The following is a 17,613-nucleotide window of genomic DNA, read 5'->3' as shown; positions in this document are numbered from 1 at the left end:
CCAGCTTGCCCACCAAGGTTCAACCGGGAGGCGCAGGCACTCGCGGCGTGCCGTCACTTTCTCTATCGACCCAGGACCGAGTGGATTTTCGGAGGAGCACCGTCGAACGCGGTAACTCGGATCGCCTCGCCGTCCCCGCACATCACCGAGAACCACCCCTCCGCGCGCGCGACGACCTGTCCTGGCACCGCAACATGGCTGCGGCCCTCAGGCCAGGCTTCGGCGGCCCAGAGAATTGTGCGTTCCGTCCCATCCCCCGTGAAGGCTCCCGGATAGGGCACGCCAACCGCCCGGATCAGCCGCGCAATCGCTTTCGCAGGCTGGTTCCAGTCCACCCGGCCGTCCTCCTGCGTCCGTTTGGCGGCCCAGGTCGCGAAGCGCTCGTCCTGGGACTCGCGTGGTGCGGAGCCGCTCGCGATGGCCGGCAGGGACTCGTTCAGCATGTGTCGCAATATTCCCATATGGCGCGCGTACAGGCTTGCCGCGGTCTCCTCCCCGCCGACATGGAAGAAGCGTTGTGCGAGGATCGGACCGGTGTCCGTCCCCTCGTCGATCCAGAACAATGTACCGGCGGTGATCGGTTCCCCCAGCAGGATCGTCCAGGGGATGGCGGCGCGCCCTCGGAGGCGCGGCAAGGGCGCCGGGTGGAAACCCACGGCCCCTAGCGGCGCTGCGCCGAGCAGCGGCTCCCGGCAGATCTGCGACCATCCGATGACGAACAGCAAATCCGGCCGCAGGGCACGGACCTGCTCCACCACGGCGGGATCGTTGCAGTTCGGGGCGGGGATGACCTCGCATCCGGGGGGAGCCGCCTGCGCCACATCCACGAAATCGGAGTGGCGGCCAGCCAGTTCCGGCGGAAGCGTGACGAGACCGACCACGGCCCAGTCCCGGGCCGAGGCAATTGCTTCAAGCGCGACCCGGGTCCCCTCGACTGCACCCACCACGATTGCGCGCATGGCCCCTCCCGATCTTCAACACAGACTAAGGCGACGGCGGTCGTCAGGGCAAGGGCGGCAGGATTACGCTTCCGGAGCAGCCGTTGCGGTCGAGGCGGCGCTTGCGCGATCCGAATGCGGTTCACCTGGAAGCTAGTCGGCCGGATGCGTCTGGATCGGAACGGTCAGGCAAACCGTCCCCGATGCATCCCTCACCCGGACATGCGCCGTCCGCGGTCGGCGACCATCATGGTAGCCGGCGGCGATCCACTGGGCGCAGCGTCGCGCCTCCGACTGCACCTCCGCGGGCGAGTCGAGAACAAGGCCGGAGTCGTCCAGCACGATGCTGTCGTCCTCGATAAGGTCGTAGAAGTACCGAGCCGCCATCATCGAACCGTAAGCTTCCGATATTTAATGCAAAATGACTGGCCGGGGAGCATCGTGGCTCTGCCGACGAGCCGGCGCGGAGCATGCGCTGCATGGGCCTTCGCTCTCCCGCGAGCCTCTCCGCTTAACTCTCCGCTGCCGGTTCCGCCAGTGGCGCGCGCGTCTCCCCCGGAGGTGGCACGAACGGGTTAGCTCCGAATCCATGTGTTCGCGACCGAAGACCTTTTGCCCTGGGCGGAGCAGGTTCGCACAGTGCCGTTCTTGCGGCAGCGCACCCGCGCGCCGGCAACGGCAGGACGGCTTCATGACCAGGCATATGGCGATCGGCAGCCCCTCGGCAAACGGCGAACAGGCCGTCGTTCCGGCCATCTACACCGGTCAGGGGGGCCCCTACAGCGCGCGGCAGATCTGGAGCGTGATCCGGCGGTACGAGCTGCTGCTCGGGGCGATCGTCTGCCTGACGGTCCTCGCGGTGCTTCTCTCACAATGGTCGGCCACCCCCATCTACCGGGCCACCGCAACGATTCAGGTCGAACTCAATGACGAGAAGGGCACGCCCGAGGTGGCCGGCCGCAACCGGGAACGAGTCCTGAACGAAGCAGGCCTCTATGCGTCGCGCTCGGTGGCCGAGCGGGTCGCGAAGGACCTCAACCTGCCCAGCGATCCGCGCTTCACCAAACGCCCCCTCCCGCCGGGACAGCCGGTGACCCCGCAGCACCTTGCCAGCAGCGCCGGTACGCTCATGTCCATGGCGGACATCACGCCCGCATCCGACGGCGACTTCATCAAGATTGAAGTGACTTCGCCATCCGCCGACCTCGCGGCCGATGTTGCGAACCAATATGCCGCAAGCCTCGCGGCGCTCCGCACGGAAGATCGCGACCAGCGCCGCACCGGCGTCGTTCGTGACCTGGAGCAGCAGCGCAGTCGGCTGGCCAACGAGGCGCGCCAGGCCGAACAGGCGCTGGCCGACTTCCGCCGGGCCAACCAGATGCTGGTGGGCGCCGGCGGAGAAGCCGATCTGGCGCAGATCAATCAGATTTCCATCGAGGCCGCCTCCGCGCAGGCGATGCGCGCGGCACAGGGCGCGCGGGCGGCCGGAGTCAGCGCCGCCGTATCCAACCGGTCGGTGGCCGGCGCAAGCTCTCCACTCCTCGACCAGCAGCAGCGGCGCCTGGACGAACTCATCCGCGAGCGCTCCGATCTATCGGTCACCTACGGTCCGCAGCACCCCCGGATGCAGAGCGTGGACGCGCAGATCGGCGAGACCCGCAGGGCCATGCAGCAGGAGCAGGCCAACGTCATTGCGGCTGCCAACGCGCGCACTGCCGCCGAAGCGGCCCGGGAGCGGGGCATGGCGTCAAGCGAGGCAGCGGCGGCAAGCGCTCGCTCCAGCCAGCTTCAGGGCCAGCTGCGGAACATGATCAGCAAGGCTTATGCGAACACCGCCAACATGGTCGAGCTGAACGCGCTTGAGCGGCGCGCGATTGCCGCTCGCGAGGCTTATCTGGCCACCGCCAAGATGAGCCAGGAAGTGCAGTCCAGCCTCGATGCGGAAGGCGTGCATTCGACCTTGGTCTCGCCGGCGGCGGTGCCCGGCGAACCGATCAGCCCGCGTCCCAAGAGCGCCACCTTCGCGGCCTTCGCCGGATCGCTGATGCTGGGTCTCCTGTTGATCGCCGCCATCGAGCTGACGGACAATCGGCTCTGGAACGCGGACCAGATTGCGCGCCACTTCGGTCTCCCGACCTTTGCCATGCTCCCGGACCTTGGCAAGGAAAGCCGTCCATCGGCGGAGAACAACCCGGTCACCGAGGATCCGCAGTCGCTCTATGCGGAGGTCTGCCGAGGCCTTGCGGCGGAGGTGGCGGATCTTGCCCGGCATGGACGGACGCAAACGGTGCTGATCACCTCACCGGTCATGGGCGACGGCAAGTCCACCGTGGCGCTGTCGCTGGCCGCGGCCGCCGCTGCGTCCGGCCGCCGTGCGGTCGTGGTCGACCTCGATCTGCGGCGCCCGGTCGGAACGATCCTGCGCTCCGTGCAGGAACAGGCGGGCGGGAACGATATCGTCGCCTACCTGTCCGGGAACGCGGACATCGCCCGGCTCCTACCCAGCCCGACTTTGGTGGGGGAAGGCCCGGACGGCGATGTGCACCAGCCGGTGGTGCTGAGCGCCGCCGAGCCCGTGCGCAATCCATCGACCCTGATGCGGTTGCGGCGCGTGAACCGGCTGCTGGCCGAGCTGCACCAGCAGTTCGACCTGATCGTCATCAATGCGCCTGCCGCACTCGCAACCCGCGACGCGCGGATGCTGATCGAGGCCGCGGACCATACGCTGATGGTCGTCCGCTGGGGCCGCACCACCGTTGAACAGGTGCGGGCGACGCTCCAGGTCCTGCAGGAACAGGTCGACGGCGTGGTGCTCAACCGCGTCGATTATGCCGAGCATGCGCGGCGGGGCTACGGCGACTCCGTGCAGTTCTACATGGACTCGGCTGAATATTATTCCGGCTCGGTCCCGCAGCGGGCAAGCTTGCGGGAGCGGCTTGCCGTCTTCTGGCGCAGGAACCAGCAGCAGGACGCCTGAGGGCGGCTGCTTACCGTCGGCGCGCAACCCTGGTCCGCCATCGAGGACAAGTCGCAGTGATGGGTGACGGACCCTGCGGGATTGATTGCGTGCGAGCGACCCGCGTGCTCACGCGCCCCGCAGGGCCCGCCGTTCGAACGGTCAGGCGGCTTCGAGCGCCCGCTGCGCCGCCGTGGCGGCAATGACGGGGGCAGCCGGAGCGACCGGGGCCGCCGAGTTCACGTCCGGCAGATCCAGTGCCGTGATCCCGCGCTTGATCGCCCAGATCGCTGCCTGGGTGCGGTTCTTGACCGGAATCTTGCGCAGCACCGCCTTCACATGGACCTTGACCGCGGCCTCCGTGATCCCGAGCCGCTTGGCGATCAGCGTGTTTGGGCACCCCATGATCAGGCAGCGCAGGATCTCGATTTCGCGAGTGGACAGATTGGTGCGCTGAACGCTCTCATCGGGCTGCCACTGTACGTCGGCCACGAAGGACGACAACATGTCGGCCAGCTGCGACGGCAGGATCCGCTCACCCTTGGTGGCCAGCTGAAGCGACTGGACGAGGCCGGCGCAGCTGATGTCCGTCAGCAATAGGCCATGGGCACCAGCCCGCAGCGCAGCCACGACGCCGTTGAAGTCGAACTTGTCCATCAGCGCGATAATGCGCGCCTGGGGGAACGAGGCCTTCGTGCTGGCGATCTCGGCGCCTTCTGCCGTCCACGCGATTGGATCGACCACGATCAACTCGACGTTTTCGCCGGCTGCGTAGCTCAGCTCGTGCAGGCTTCCGACCGACTGCAGGACCTGGAAGCCGTTGTCCAAGAGAATTCGGGAAAGTCCCTCGCGAACGATGCCGTTCCGACCGACCAACAAGACTCCGACGGGATTCGCCATAACGCCTCCGCTCGTTAAGCTACCTTTCCCCCCCGGGACCCCGAACCGGAGCAAATCACGATCGCGCCGATTCTCATGGGATGTTAACATAGCGTTAAATTGAGTCTGTCCCCCGCATGGAGTAACTCTCAGTGGGTAGAGGCCGACCAAGGCGATGGTCAGCGTCGCCTACAGCACCCCGCGCACATGGACGAACGCTTCGGCCGCGGCTCGATACACCGTTGCGCCCCGACTCTGCGCCAGCGCGCGGATCGCCTCGGGCGAGCGCTCGTCGGGAAAGCGCTTCACCTGCGACTCATAGCAGCCGAAAGCCTCTAGCTTGGCGTCCAGATAGGGTGAGATATCGACGTAGAAGGTCGGGATGAAGGCGGGAGTCGCGGGTGGAGCGTACCAGTTTGTCTCGGACAATGTTTCATACGCCAGCACCGTCGAGGGCGCCTGCGCGTTCCTGGGACGGGCCCACACCATTGCCGCGGTGAAGGCAACCTGGTGATCACGATGAATGTCCCCGAAGAAGGGGAGAAACAGGGTGTCCGGCCCGATCTTGTCGAGCACCGCCGCCAGTCGGGCATTCACCTCTGCCTGGCCGACCGTGTCGAGACGTGCCGCCGGCAGGTCGACGAAATGGCTCTGCCCGACGCCAAGCCGCCGGTGCGCCTCCGCCGCTTCCCTTCGCACCTGGACCACGAAGGCGGCATCAAACGCGGGCGGCTCCCCCCGTGTCACGATGACCACGTGGACGTCCACTCCCTCGTCCGCCAGGCGCGCGATCGTCCCCCCGCATCCGAGCACCTCGTCATCCGGATGGGGCGCCACGACCACAACCCGGCGCATCCGCGACAAGTCGGTCACTGAACGTCCGCCAGGCGCTTGGAATGACGCCGCTCACCGAGCAGGAGAACGGCGGGCGTCCGGATCAGGATCTCGAGATCGAGCATCAAGCTGCGATGGCTCACGTACCACAGGTCCAGTGCGAGCTTCTCCCGATTGCTCAGCAGCGTGTTGCCGCTGACTTGCGCCCAGCCGGTCAGGCCGGGCCGCACCGTGCACCGCAGCGTCCCGCCCTCACCCATGGCGGAGATCGTGTCGAGCAGCAGCGGCCGTGGCCCCACGAACGCCATATCCCCCCGCGCGATGTTGATGAGTTCGGGCAGCTCGTCCAGCCGGCTCCTGCGAAGCACTCGGCCCAGTGCCGAAAGCCGCTGGTCGTCCGGCAACAGCTTGCCCGACCGATCGCGTTCCAGGCTCATGGTTCGGAACTTGATCATCTCGAATGGGCGCGCGTGCAGGCCCGCACGGTCCTGCCGGAAAAGGATGGGCCGCCCCAGCACCAGCATCAACAGTCCGGCGATCATCACCAGCAGCGGGGTCGAGAGGAGCAGCAGCAGCGCACCAACGACCCGGGTCGGCAGCGCCTGCATGATCAGTGACTGGCCGCAGGCACGGTCCTGCCCGTCACCGCGGCAGGCCGAACAGGATCACCATGGTTGACCATCGCGCTCAGCAGCATCCGGTTGACGTCGGCAACATCGAACCGCTCCTCCGCGAGCTGCCGCGCCCTGCGGCTCATCTGGCGCAGAGTCCGCGGGCATTTCACCGAGCGGACCATGGCATCGGCCAGCGCGTCGCTGTCGCGAGCAGGCACCAGCCAGCCATTCTCGCCTGGAACAACGGGTTCGCGGCACCCCGGCATGTCGGTCGTAATGACCGGCCGCCCGGTCGCGAGGGCCTCCAGGAGCGTTCGCGGCAGACCTTCGCGATAATAGGAGGGGAGCACGAAAACATGAGCACCGGTGAGATACGGGCGCACGTCCGTTGTCTCGGGAAGCAGCTCGACGATCCCTTCTTCCGTCCACCCGCGCACGACGTCCGGGCTGATCCCCGTCGGGTTGCGGTCCTCGACCTTGCCGAGCAGCTGGAACCTGGCGTCCGGCAATTCTCGGCGCACGGCGACGGCGGCTCGGACGAACTCAGCAACGCCCTTGTCCCGCATCAGCCGTCCGATCATGATGAATGTCGGCGGGCCGTCCGGCAGTTCGCGGTAGGCATAGTGCTGCAGGTCCACGCCCGATCCCGGGATCTGGACCACAGGCATCGTGGGCGCGATGATCGCATGCTCCAGCATGCAGCGCCGATCGTCACCGTTGAACACGAAGATGGTGCGGGCCTTGCGAACCGCCTCCCGGTACAAGGTCGCGACGATGCGGCGCAGCCATGGCCGGTGGTCGCAGGCGGCGCTGAAGACATAGCCGAGCCCACTCATCAGAACGACGAAGGGACTGCCGGTCAGCCGCGCGGCGAGGCCGCCATAGATGATCGGCTTCTGGGTATAGGCGAGCACCAGGTCGGGCCGTTCCCGCATCAACAGCCTGGCGTAGCCCGCCAGAGTGCGAGCGTCCTCCAATGGGCTTAGTCCGGCGCGGGACATGCGGGTCTGTTGGAACCGCACGCCCATTCGGCACAACGCAGTCATCACCTCTTCATTTTCGTCGGGAGCGCAGGCCAATACCTCGTGCCCTCCGGCGACCAGGTCCGCGATCAGCCGGCCGCGGAAGTTGGTCAGCGAGCTTGCGAGACTGCACAGGATCACGATCTTCACAAGGTGCCACCCATTTGCCGCGCGGCGGAGATGAAGGTGAGCCTAGCCGATGAGGTCACTTGGAGGGCTGCACTTCGGGACGATATACTTCCGGGACCCGACCAACGAAGGTCTCGGGAGGCGACCTGCGATAATGACGTCGCCACTGGCGATCGATCAGGATGGCGGTCGTGAAGGTCAGCACGACATGAGCGAAGGAGGCTCCGGCCGGCCCCTGCAGCAGCAGCCCCGGGATCAAAATGGCATAGAACAACAATGTCCCCAAGGCAGAGATGCCGAGCAGCGCGCGGTGGCGACCCATGGACAGCATCGCCGAGCGGCCGGGCGCGACCGTCAGCGTGAACAGCACGGCCACCACCTGGATCGCCAGCAGCGGATAGACAGGGAGATAGGCCTCGCCGAGGCCCAGCCGGATGGCCCAATGCCCCAGCACCCAAACCGTGACAACGATCAGCACGCCGATCCCGGTCAGCACCAGCTGGGTGTTGAGCACGGTGGTGCGGAATAGGTGGGCGTTCTTGTCGCTCCACATGCGGGCGAGCTCGGGATAGATCACCGTCTGTATCTGCGTGCCGATCTCCTGGCTGAACTTGGCGGCGCGTTTCGCCAAGTTGTACATGCTGGCGGCGGCTGGCCCGATTAGGGCTCCAACCACCAGTTCGTCCGCGGTGACCGTCAGCGTGCGGAGCATGGTCGACAGATTGATCGACCAGGCGAAGGACATGAAGCCCGGGAAGTCCTTGAGCAGTCCGCGCAAGGGAACATGGAGGGGATTGGGGATCCCGCGGTCCTGCAACGCCTTGAGCCCAAGCCACAGGGCCGCTGCCCGGTAGCCCACCTCGGCGATCGTCCAAGCCAGCATGAACCACAGCAGCCCGGCATCCAGCAGCAGGCACGCGCCCGCAAGCAGCGCGCGAATGATGTTTGCCGGCAACTGGACATAGGCCACGGTCCGGAACCGTCCGGCGAGCCGAAGCGCGGCGATCGGGGCTCCCAGGATGTTGAACAGCATGGCGACTGCGTAGATGGCGGCCGCTGCCGGGGAGATGCTGGTCCATCCGAACAGGTTGTGGAGCACGAGCGCGGCAATGACGGTCACCGCTGCGGCAAGAATCGCCGTCGTGACGTCCAGCATCAACCCGAGGCCGTACAGTCGGGCGAGCCGGACCGGACTCGCATGGGGCTCCTCGTCGGCGACGAACTTGATGAGCGGCTGCCAGGATTCGAACCGGACCAGCCGTTCCACGGTGCTGGCCAGCGCCAGGACGAGGACCATGGAGCCGAACACCTCCGGTCCGAGCGAGCGGGCGGCGAAGGCGACCGCCACCAGCATGATCCCGGCGTTGGCGAAGGTGCCGGTCAGCACGTGACCGACATTCATCATGCGCCGCACGGCTGCTCGGGATGGTCTCGGAAACGCGCTCGACACGACCGATTTCGCTCAGCCGACCGCGGCTCGGGGCCGGGCAGTTCGCGGGCGGGACCGCAGCCGCACGGGCATCATCGCCACCGGCCGAGGAACCTTGGCCACGGCAGGCCCCACCGCCAGCAGCAGCGAAATCCACCAGCAGCGGCCATAGACGTGGGCAATGCCGTTCAGCAGGTTCGCAAACACGACCAGAACGGTGAAGGTGGTCAGGGTCACCAGCGAGCCGAATGGACGCATGGACGAGGTGAGCACGGTCAGGAGTGCCGCGGCGAACAGGGCCAGCAGGCCGAACAGGGCCAGCGCTCCTCCCTCGGCGAGCAGGAGGAGGTAGGTGTTGTGAACGATGTGGCCAAGATCGCTCACGACCCGGTAGTGATCGGCGCCGAGACCGATGACGATATGGTCTTCAACCTTCGACCAGGCTTCTCGCGCGAGCTCCCGGCGGTAGGCGAAGGTTCCGGCCTGATCGATGTCTCCGGATGTCAACGCTCCCAGCACGCGGTGCTGAAACGTCAGCGGCATATATTGCTGGCCGATAAAGAACAGGGCTCCACCGACCACGGCCACCGACACCAGGGTCCGAAAGCTTCGACGCCCCACGAAGAAGACCAGCAAGGCCAGGGCGAGCCCGAGCAGCCCGGTGTTGGACGCTGTCAGCAGGAGCCCGGCGAGCAGCACGCCCATGGCGGCGAACCCGGCCAGTCGACCGATCTGCCGACTTGCGAGCAGGAACCATACCAAGGGGAAAGCGAGCACGACCAGAACCGCCATGCCGTTCGGATTTTCGACGAAGCCCGCCAGCCGGCCGTTCCCGGTGACGAACTCGACCTGCGATCCATCCGACCGGTAGCCGGTGAGGAAGATGGCGATCCCCAGGGCGCACATGATGGCCATGCCCCAGATCGCGCAGCGCATGAGTTGCACCACCTGGTCGACCGGACGGCCGAGCAGCGCCAGCGGGACGAGGATCAGTGCGAATCCGTACTGACCGAAGACCTCCAGTCCGCGGTTCATGTCGCCGTTCACGACCGTGCCCAGCATGAGCCCGCCGATCAGGAGCGCCGCTCCCGCGATCCATAGCCAGGTGAAGTCGCCAAAGGGACGGGACAGGCGTCCCGTGCAGAGCCGGAAGAAGAATACCAGCATCATCAGCATGTCGCTGACGGTGAGGTAGGCGCCAGGTGTTCGAAGGATCAGGTAGGGTGCAAGGAACACCGCCGCCTGGGCACACAGGAACTCCAGGCGTTCGAGCGGACTGGCCGGGGCGATCGCTCCCGCTGGCGAAGGGTTCGGACAGGTGGCGGACACGGAGTGCGCGCGTGGCTGCATCGCGACTGGACTTTCCCATGCTCCCGAGTGGCGGGAACAATGAATGCCGCGCCGCGCCGGTCAGCGTCCACTGCTCATAATTGCCGCGAATGGCGCACAAGGAGCACTCGAGCGGGCGGGACAGAGCGCCCGGCCGCAGGGTGGACCTTCACGCGGTCGGGAGCGGCTCCCGGGCCGGCGAGTTGCCATGGTCGAGACCCGACGTGGCTGCCAGCGCGGCATGCATCGCACTGGGCGGCAACGGTTCGTCGTTATCCAGTCCCCGCAGGCCGCGACTGGTCGCCCAGATGGCGGCCTGGGTGCGGTTCATCACCTGCAACTTGCGGAGTACCGCCTTCACATGGACCTTCACCGTCGCCTCGCTGATCGACAGGCGGCGGGAGATGACCTTGTTCGGCAGACCCATGATGAGGCAGCGCAGGATTTCCACCTCGCGACAGGACAGGTTGGCGGAGTTGATGGTCGGTGCCGTGGCCATCGGGTGGGAGGCCGCGGCATGATCGACCAGTTCGTCCGCGAGCTGCGACGGGAACACCTTTTCGCCGAGAGCAACGAGGTGCAGCAAGCCGAGTAGGCGGTCGCACGCGATTTCATCCACCAGGCACCCGCAAACACCGGCCTTGAAGGCGGTGCGAACCTGGGCGAAGTCGAACTCGCTGGCGAGCAGGACGATACGCGCGCTCGGAAAGCGGCGGTGCAGTTCGTGAATGGAGTCCCCGTCCCCCGCCGCGTCGTCGCTGTCCGCAAACAACAGGAGCAGCCACGGATCGTCACGTCGGATATCAGGAAGGTCGACCGTTCTCGCTGCCGACCAGCGAACTGAAAAGTCGTTCTCGGACAGGATGCGCTGCAGGCCTTCGCGAACAATCGTGTTTCGCCCGACCAGAGCCACATCGATCTGCAACGGCATTGGCACCCCCCGCTGTTACGCTCACTCCAACATCTTAGGCATTGAGCGAAACGTCAGAAACTAACCGAGGTTAGCTTTTGCGATTCTAGAATGATTAACAGAAAGTAAACCCGGAGTCCATGTAATCCCTTCCAGAAACGTGCGATCGTTGGCGGAATTCCGAAGTTTTCTGTCTGGTTTCGGGACTGCTCTGCGCGAACGCGCTGTCACCCCGACCAAGGGAATAGGGCGGCACGAAAAAGAGTTATACCACTCTGGCCCGGTGGTTCGGTCACCATCCTCTGTTAGCCTCCAACATCGTTCCAGAAGGCGAAGAGCCATGTGCCGAGCACGCACCCGGTGGTCGGTCACAAGCACACAGAGCCCGCTGGCGCTGCGGTTAAGTGGAGGCAACACGCATGGATGCTGACCGGGCTGCGTCCGCTTCCACGGAGCATGGCTCCTCCTTGCGAAAGCATGTTCGCTCCTGGCTGGCCTCGGTATCGATCAGCAACCTCGATGAAACGTTGATGACCCCCGCCCGGGTCGCTCCGAGCGCGCGGTTCGTGGTCGTGACCCTTCTCGACGGCGCGGCGGCGCTGGTGACTCTCCTGTTCGCAATGGCCTTGATCCGGGGCCCGGTTGCGCATGTCTTCGCGGAACAGGAGGGCGCAATCGCCCTGTTCACCGTTGCCACGATCATCGGTCTCGGCGTGATCGGGCTGAACTGGCGCAGCTGGCGGTGCATTTCCTTCCAGGATTGCCTGGCCTTGTCCGCCGCTCTCGGGATGAGCTTGGCGAGCGCGTGGGCTGCCTGCCTTCTGCTCTACCCACAATTGCGCAGCAACTGGCTGGGCCTGTTGCTGTTCGTGGGGACGCACGCGAACCTGCTGCTGCTGGCGATGCTCGGGATGCGAGCCCTGCGGCGGTCGATCGCCGACTATGCCCGGATCCGGGCACCGGATCTCCTCAGCCTGCCCCGGCAGAACATCCTGCTCCTGGGCTCACTCGAATGGATCAAGTCCATGGGTGAGTTGGTCAAGTCGGACCGCAATTGCCGCGTCCGAGTCGTCGCCGCACTGACGAGTGACCGGCGCGCCATCGGACTCCAGGTTGCCGGCATTCCCGTGCTCGGAGCACCCCTCGATCTTCCCGCCGTCGCCTCCGCGCTGTCGCGGCGCGGCACGCGCCCAGCGAGCATCATCGTCGAGGACGAGGACCTCGACCAGCCGGTCTTCACCCAGCTTCTCGCATTGGCCGGCCAGTGCGACATCGCAGTGACGCGGGGGCAGCATCCGCATCGGCGGGAACGCTCCCTCGGCGCTGCATTGTCCAACCTGCTGGAACGCCCCGAGGTCACCCTCCAGCGCGACATGGTTGAGCGGCTCATCCGCCGGCGCCGGGTACTCGTCACGGGCGCGGGTGGAACGATCGGCAGCGAACTGATCCGGCAACTCGCCACGTTCGGCCCGTCAGAGCTGATCCTGCTCGATCACTGCGAATACAACCTGTACGCCATCGACCTCCATGTCCGGGAGCATTGTCCCGACATCCTGTGCCACGGCGAACTCTGCTGCGTGCGCGACCGTGCGGCCGTCCGACGGGTCTTCGAGCGGCACCAGCCCGACATCGTCTTCCATGCGGCCGCGCTCAAGCACGTCCCCATGGTGGAAGTGAATCCGCAGGCCGGGGTGCATACCAACGTGCTCGGGACGCGGAACGTGGCCGACGCCGTCTGCGAGTTCGGCGCGCTCGCCATGATCCAGATCTCGACGGACAAAGCGGTGAACCCGGTCGGGCTGATGGGGGCGACCAAGCGGCTCGGGGAGCTCTACTGCCAGGCGCTGGACCTGATCGGCCAGTGCGACCCGCACAGCCCGCGGTTCATGACCGTCCGCTTCGGCAATGTCCTTGGCTCGAGCGGTTCGCTGATCCCGTTGTTCGAACAGCAGCTTGCTGCCGGGAAGCCGCTCACCGTCACCCATCCGGACATGGAGCGCTATTTCATGACGGTGGGGGAGGCGGTTCAGCTGATCCTGCAGAGCTGCGCCCGCGCGCTCGAGACCCGGGTCCATCGTGGAACCATCTTCGTTCTCGACATGGGAGACCCGATCAAGATCGTGGACATCGCCCGCAGGATGATCCGTCTCGCCGGCCTCCGCCCGGAACAGGACGTGCCCATCAAGTACATCGGCCTGAGGCCCGGCGAAAAGCTGTTCGAGGAGTTGTTCGATACGTCGGAGACCCGGCTCCGCTCGACCATCCCCGGCGTGATCGAGGCCAAGCCCGCGCCGGTTCCGCTGGAGCGGCTGGTCGCGGGCTTCGAGACACTGGAGCGGATGATCGCCGAAGGTCAGGACGAAAGCATCCGGGACTTGGTGCATCACCTCATCCGCGCGCCCGGCCATCCACTCTGGGCCGCCACCCTGCAGGAGATCGAGGCGGAAGATGAAGAGCGGCTGACGGTGTTTGCCGCTCGCGATTCGGCCGGGCCGGATATCTTCGGGTCCGCGCGGGGCGGCCCACGACCGGCAGCGCTGCAATGACCGGAGCGATGTTCGTCGATTGGCCCCGAAGGCTTCAGCATTCGGCCGAGCAGGGTGAAGCCGAAGTTCGGGGTTTTCCACCTCCGCACCTCCGCTGGCCGCAGCATGAGCAGGACGAAATCGATGCGGTGGTCGCCGTCCTCGCCGGCGGGCGAGTGAACTCGCTCGTGCACGGTGAGCAATGCCGAGCGTTCGAACAGGAATTCGCAAGCTACTGCGGGGCGCCGTTCGCCATTTCGCTGACCAACGGCACCGCTGCGCTCGAGCTGGCGTTGCGGGCGCTCGAGATCGGCAGTGGCGACGAAGTCATCGTGCCCGCCCGCTCCTTTTTTGCCACCACGTCAGCCGTTGTGGCCGTGGGAGCTCGACCCGTATTCGCGGACATCGACCCGAACACCCACACCATCGATCCCCAGAGCGCACGACGACTGGTCACCGCGAGAACGCGCGCGATCATCGCCGTCCACCTGGCCGGATGGCCGTGCGCGCTGGACGAACTCGATGCCCTGACCAGACGCCATGGACTGTGGCTGATCGAGGATTGTGCCCAGGCTCACGGCGCCCGCTATCGTGGCAAGACCGTGGGCTCTTTCGGTGACGCGGCGGCCTTCTCCTTCTGCACCGACAAGATCATGTCGACCGGCGGCGAAGGGGGTATGTTGCTGCTCAAGGATGCCGATCATTGGGCGCGGGCGTGGGCGTTTAAGGATCATGGCAAGGACCCCGCGAAGGTCGGGCAACCCAGTATCGGCCACGCCTACCGTTACCTGCACGACAGCTTCGGCAGCAACTTGCGCATGACCGAGATGCAGGCGGTGCTTGGGCGCGTTCAGCTGCGCAAGCTGCCCCACTGGCTGGAGGCACGGCGGCGCAACGCCGCGGCGCTGACCGCCAGGCTCGCTGGCCATCCGGCTCTTCTGCTGCCGGCCGTTCCCGCCGATGTGGAGCATGCGTTCTACAAATATTACCTGATGGTCGAGGGTTGGCCGAACGAGCGGGCGAGGCTGCGCGACCTCCTGCTTTCGGAGCTCAACCGGCGTGGCATTCCGGCAGGCGCAGGCTCGTGTCCCGACATGTCGCGGGAGTTGGCCGTGCGTGAGGCGTTCGGCCCTCCGGCCCAGCCGCTGAGCGTCGCCGCAAACGTAGGTGAGAGGAGCATCATGCTCCCTGTGGATCACCGGCTTGGCGAAGCGGAAATGGCGTTCATGGCGGATGCGCTGCTCGCCGCACTCGGGAAGCTCGCATGACCTTGACCTGCGGCCTGCCCTCGTTCCTGGTCATCGGCGCGGTCAAGGCCGCGACGACGTGGATCAACGTGCAGCTTCAGGATCACCCGGACATCTTCATGCCCAATCCGGAGCCGCATTTCTTCAGCACGGAGTTTGACCGCGGCCTCGACCATTATCGAAGCCTCTTCGCTCCCGCGGCTCCCGGGCAGCTGGTCGGGGAAAAGTCCGCCGACTATTTCGCGCATCGTGACGCTCCCGCGCGGGTTGCCGCGCTTCTCCCGTCGGCGCGACTGGTGGTTCAGCTGCGCAACCCTGTGGAGCGCGCCTATTCCGACTACAAGATGCTGTTCCGGAGAGGCACGATCCGCGGCCGCCCGGAAGAGTATCTGAGGCACGGCAGCGAACAGCCGCGGTTCCTGGAGGGCGGCCTTTATGGACGCCATCTGCACCGCTGGCTGGAGCATTTTCCGGCCGATCAGCTGCACGTGCTCTTGTACGAGGATGTCCGAGAGAACGCCGAGGAGGCGGTCACGGGTGTTTGCCGCCATATCGGGGCGGAGCCGCGCTACTCGGAACGGGTGGGGACCCGCCCCGTCAACGACGGCGCGGCGCAGTTGCTACCGCTCGGAATGCGCCAGCTGTTGGCGCCGCTGAAGCCGCTGGCTCAACCCCTGCGCGGCACAGCGGGCTTCGAGCGAATTCGCGGGCTCTTCGCCAAGCAAGTGGATTACCCCCCGCTACGGCCCGACACCCGGGCGTGGCTGGCGGATTATTATGCGCGCGACGTGGAGCAACTCCAGTCGCTGATCGGCCGGGATCTCGGCCATTGGCTTGAACTCCGCCGAGTGGCGGCTTGACGGGGGCTGGGGATGAAGCATCATCAACCCGCCTGTGCAGGGAGGCATACATGATCAGGCGACTTCTCCAGTTCTTCGGGATCCTGGTGCTGGGTGCCGCGCTTGCCGGGTGCAGCAATTCGCTGTCGGGCGTGCAGCCCCTTTCAACGGAGGGCGCGGGTCAGTATCGGCTCGCGGCCGGTGACGAGCTGCGAGTGGTGATCCCCGGCCTGACGACGGAGCTCAGCAATTCGACCTTCATGGTCAACGACCGGGGCGAGATCACGCTGCCGCTCGCCGGCGCGATCCCTGTTTCGGGCCGCACTGTCTCCCAGGCGGAGAGCGAGCTGGCGACGCTGCTGGTCCAGCGGCAAATCCTGGTGTCGCCGACCGTCAGCATCCAGCCCGTGCGCATGCGGCCGATCTACATCCTGGGTGAGGTGCGCAATCCGGGCGAGTATCCGTACCGGCCGAACATGACCGTGATCAACGCGGTGTCGCTGGCTGGCGGCTACACGTTCCGCGCGAACCAGAAGAAGGTGGCGATCATTCGCCAGGTCAATGGGCAGGCGGTCACCAACGCGGCGGCCGAGACCACCCCGATTCAGCCGGGCGACACCGTGCGGGTCCTCGAACGGTGGTTCTGAAGCGTCATCGCGCAGTGACCTTGATCGGTGCGGCGGCAGCGCTGGCCGCCGTGCCCGCCGAAGCACAGGAACTCGACCGCGCCGCGCCGCTGATCGAGGCGCCGCAGGAGTTCGCGCCGACCCCAATACGGATCGGAGCCGGAACCCTGGGCCTCGGACTGGACGCCAGGGGTGAGTATATCGACAATCTCTACTCCCTTCCCGACAACGAGATCGATGATTTCCGCTTCACCTTGGTCCCGCGTGCAACCTTCGTGATCGATCAGCAGCGCCTCCGGTTGGCGACGCGGGCGCAGGCTACCGTCCGGCGCCATGCCGACAACCAGACGGAAAACAGCGTTGCCGCTTTGGCCGACCTTGACGGGGCCTGGCGCTTGTCACAGGCCGACACCTTCAGCTTCGGCCTGCGCGCCAATCGCGCTGTCGAGGACCGCGGCGAGCCCGAGTCCTTAACCGACCCGGCGGTTAGCCCGCGCAAGTACAATCTTTTCAGCGGCAATCTCGGTTATCGACGGCAGGCGGGCCGTACCCTTCTTTCGGCGCGGCTGGGCATGCAGCGGACCGATGCGGTGCGGAAGTCGGACCGGGAACGGGACTCGCGTCAGTGGTCGGCGCAGGCGCGCTTCGGCGTGCGCGCCAGCGGCACGGCGACCGTCTTCGTGGATGGCTTCGTCACCACCCGCGACTTCGACCTTCGGCAGGACGTGTCCGGAGTGAACCGAGACTCGCGGACGATCGGCGCCCGAGGCGGCTTCATCATCGATCCGGGCGGACTGATTCGGGGGGAAGCGGCCATCGGCCTGTTCCGGTTCAACCCTGACGACCCCACCCTCAACTCCCGCACCGGCGTCTCGGCGAGCGCAAGTCTGATCTACCAGCCGCGAGAGCGCACGGCATTCACGCTCGATGCCTTCCATGGTGATGTGGCGACAGTGCGCACGGGTGCCCAGTCCCGCACCGACACGCGGGTGGCGTTCGGCATCCAGCAGGAGGCCCGCCACAACCTGAGGCTCCAGGCGGGCGTGATCTATCGTCGAACCCGGTTCATCGGGAACGGGCAGCGCGAGCGGACATTCGGCGGGATCGCGGAAGTCGAGTACCTCCTCAACCGGCGCATGGCCGTCGCTCTGCAGGGGCGTCTCGCCAACCGCGACGGCACCGACCCCGCGGACGACTCGCACCGCAGAAGCATCGGCCTGGAGCTGCGCTTCCAGTACTAATCGGCTCCACCTACCCCTTTGGGGCCGTGCTAATCCCCCTTGGCATGTGAAAGGGGAGCGGCCCTCTCGTATCCTTCCCTGAGCGTCCCCAAGGA

The 17,613-nt window shown here is 66.2% G+C and carries 15 protein-coding genes; 6 read left to right on the top strand and 9 right to left on the bottom strand.

Features of this window, described 5'->3' with window-relative positions; genetic code table 11:
• Positions 1 to 62 precede the first annotated feature (62 nt).
• Positions 63 to 959 (bottom strand): methionyl-tRNA formyltransferase, encoded by an 897-nt coding sequence (locus tag JT720_RS05765; protein ID WP_205479985.1) that lies wholly within the window; start codon positions 957 to 959, stop codon positions 63 to 65.
• 132 nt (positions 960 to 1,091) lie between these two features.
• A complete protein-coding gene (locus tag JT720_RS05760; RefSeq protein ID WP_205479983.1) occupies positions 1,092 to 1,328 on the bottom strand; it encodes a DUF6894 family protein in 237 nt (78 codons plus the stop codon).
• Between the two features lie 301 nt (positions 1,329 to 1,629).
• Here JT720_RS05760 and JT720_RS05755 point away from each other — a divergent pair, with 301 nt between their 5' ends.
• Positions 1,630 to 3,915, top strand: coding sequence for a GumC family protein (locus JT720_RS05755; RefSeq protein ID WP_205479981.1), 2,286 nt, complete (start codon positions 1,630 to 1,632; stop codon positions 3,913 to 3,915).
• Between the two features lie 141 nt (positions 3,916 to 4,056).
• Here JT720_RS05755 and JT720_RS05750 read toward each other — a convergent pair whose 3' ends face one another.
• The 7 genes from JT720_RS05750 to JT720_RS05720 form a co-directional block, all read right to left on the bottom strand.
• Entirely contained in the window at positions 4,057 to 4,794 is a 738-nt protein-coding gene (locus JT720_RS05750) for a LuxR C-terminal-related transcriptional regulator (protein ID WP_205479979.1), read from the bottom strand.
• A 168-nt stretch (positions 4,795 to 4,962) separates the two neighbouring features.
• On the bottom strand, positions 4,963 to 5,646 hold the full coding sequence (locus JT720_RS05745; RefSeq protein ID WP_336511944.1) for a PIG-L deacetylase family protein: 684 nt from the start codon (positions 5,644 to 5,646) through the stop codon (positions 4,963 to 4,965).
• Positions 5,643 to 6,215 carry a sugar transferase gene (locus JT720_RS05740; RefSeq protein ID WP_205479977.1) on the bottom strand — a complete coding sequence of 191 codons (573 nt, stop codon included), beginning with the start codon at positions 6,213 to 6,215 and terminating at the stop codon, positions 5,643 to 5,645. Before JT720_RS05740 ends, JT720_RS05745 begins: the two co-directional genes overlap by 4 nt.
• A gap of 2 nt (positions 6,216 to 6,217) precedes the next feature.
• On the bottom strand, positions 6,218 to 7,393 hold the full coding sequence (locus JT720_RS05735; RefSeq protein WP_205479975.1) for a glycosyltransferase: 1,176 nt from the start codon (positions 7,391 to 7,393) through the stop codon (positions 6,218 to 6,220).
• Positions 7,394 to 7,448: 55 nt separating this feature from the next.
• Complete coding sequence (locus tag JT720_RS05730) at positions 7,449 to 8,777, bottom strand: lipopolysaccharide biosynthesis protein (RefSeq protein ID WP_205504672.1); 1,329 nt, start codon at positions 8,775 to 8,777, stop codon at positions 7,449 to 7,451.
• A 57-nt stretch (positions 8,778 to 8,834) separates the two neighbouring features.
• Positions 8,835 to 10,151, bottom strand: coding sequence for an O-antigen ligase family protein (locus JT720_RS05725; protein WP_205479972.1), 1,317 nt, complete (start codon positions 10,149 to 10,151; stop codon positions 8,835 to 8,837).
• A 148-nt stretch (positions 10,152 to 10,299) separates the two neighbouring features.
• Entirely contained in the window at positions 10,300 to 11,061 is a 762-nt protein-coding gene (locus JT720_RS05720) for a LuxR C-terminal-related transcriptional regulator (RefSeq protein ID WP_205479971.1), read from the bottom strand.
• A gap of 398 nt (positions 11,062 to 11,459) precedes the next feature.
• On the opposite strand from JT720_RS05720, the gene JT720_RS05715 reads away from it, so the two are divergent.
• Genes JT720_RS05715 through JT720_RS05695 form a run of 5 tightly spaced genes read left to right on the top strand, consistent with a single transcriptional unit; the run spans position 11,460 to position 17,518 of the window.
• A complete protein-coding gene (locus tag JT720_RS05715) occupies positions 11,460 to 13,586 on the top strand; it encodes a polysaccharide biosynthesis protein (RefSeq protein ID WP_205479970.1) in 2,127 nt (708 codons plus the stop codon).
• On the top strand, positions 13,583 to 14,833 hold the full coding sequence (locus JT720_RS05710) for a DegT/DnrJ/EryC1/StrS family aminotransferase (protein WP_237219660.1): 1,251 nt from the start codon (positions 13,583 to 13,585) through the stop codon (positions 14,831 to 14,833). The genes JT720_RS05715 and JT720_RS05710 overlap by 4 nt, the downstream gene beginning before the upstream one ends.
• On the top strand, positions 14,830 to 15,672 hold the full coding sequence (locus JT720_RS05705) for a sulfotransferase family protein (RefSeq protein ID WP_205479969.1): 843 nt from the start codon (positions 14,830 to 14,832) through the stop codon (positions 15,670 to 15,672). The genes JT720_RS05710 and JT720_RS05705 overlap by 4 nt, the downstream gene beginning before the upstream one ends.
• 50 nt (positions 15,673 to 15,722) lie before the next feature.
• Complete coding sequence (locus tag JT720_RS05700; protein ID WP_205479968.1) at positions 15,723 to 16,298, top strand: polysaccharide biosynthesis/export family protein; 576 nt, start codon at positions 15,723 to 15,725, stop codon at positions 16,296 to 16,298.
• 14 nt (positions 16,299 to 16,312) lie between these two features.
• Positions 16,313 to 17,518: an outer membrane beta-barrel protein gene (locus tag JT720_RS05695; protein ID WP_205479967.1), complete on the top strand. Its 1,206-nt coding sequence runs from the start codon at positions 16,313 to 16,315 to the stop codon at positions 17,516 to 17,518.
• The last annotated feature ends 95 nt before the right edge of the window (positions 17,519 to 17,613 follow it).

The organism is Sphingomonas arenae (genome assembly GCF_016924655.1).
Classification (GTDB): domain Bacteria; phylum Pseudomonadota; class Alphaproteobacteria; order Sphingomonadales; family Sphingomonadaceae; genus Sphingomicrobium; species Sphingomicrobium arenae.
Note: the sequence above shows the minus strand (reverse complement) of the source record. Positions and strands in the feature narration are given on the sequence as shown.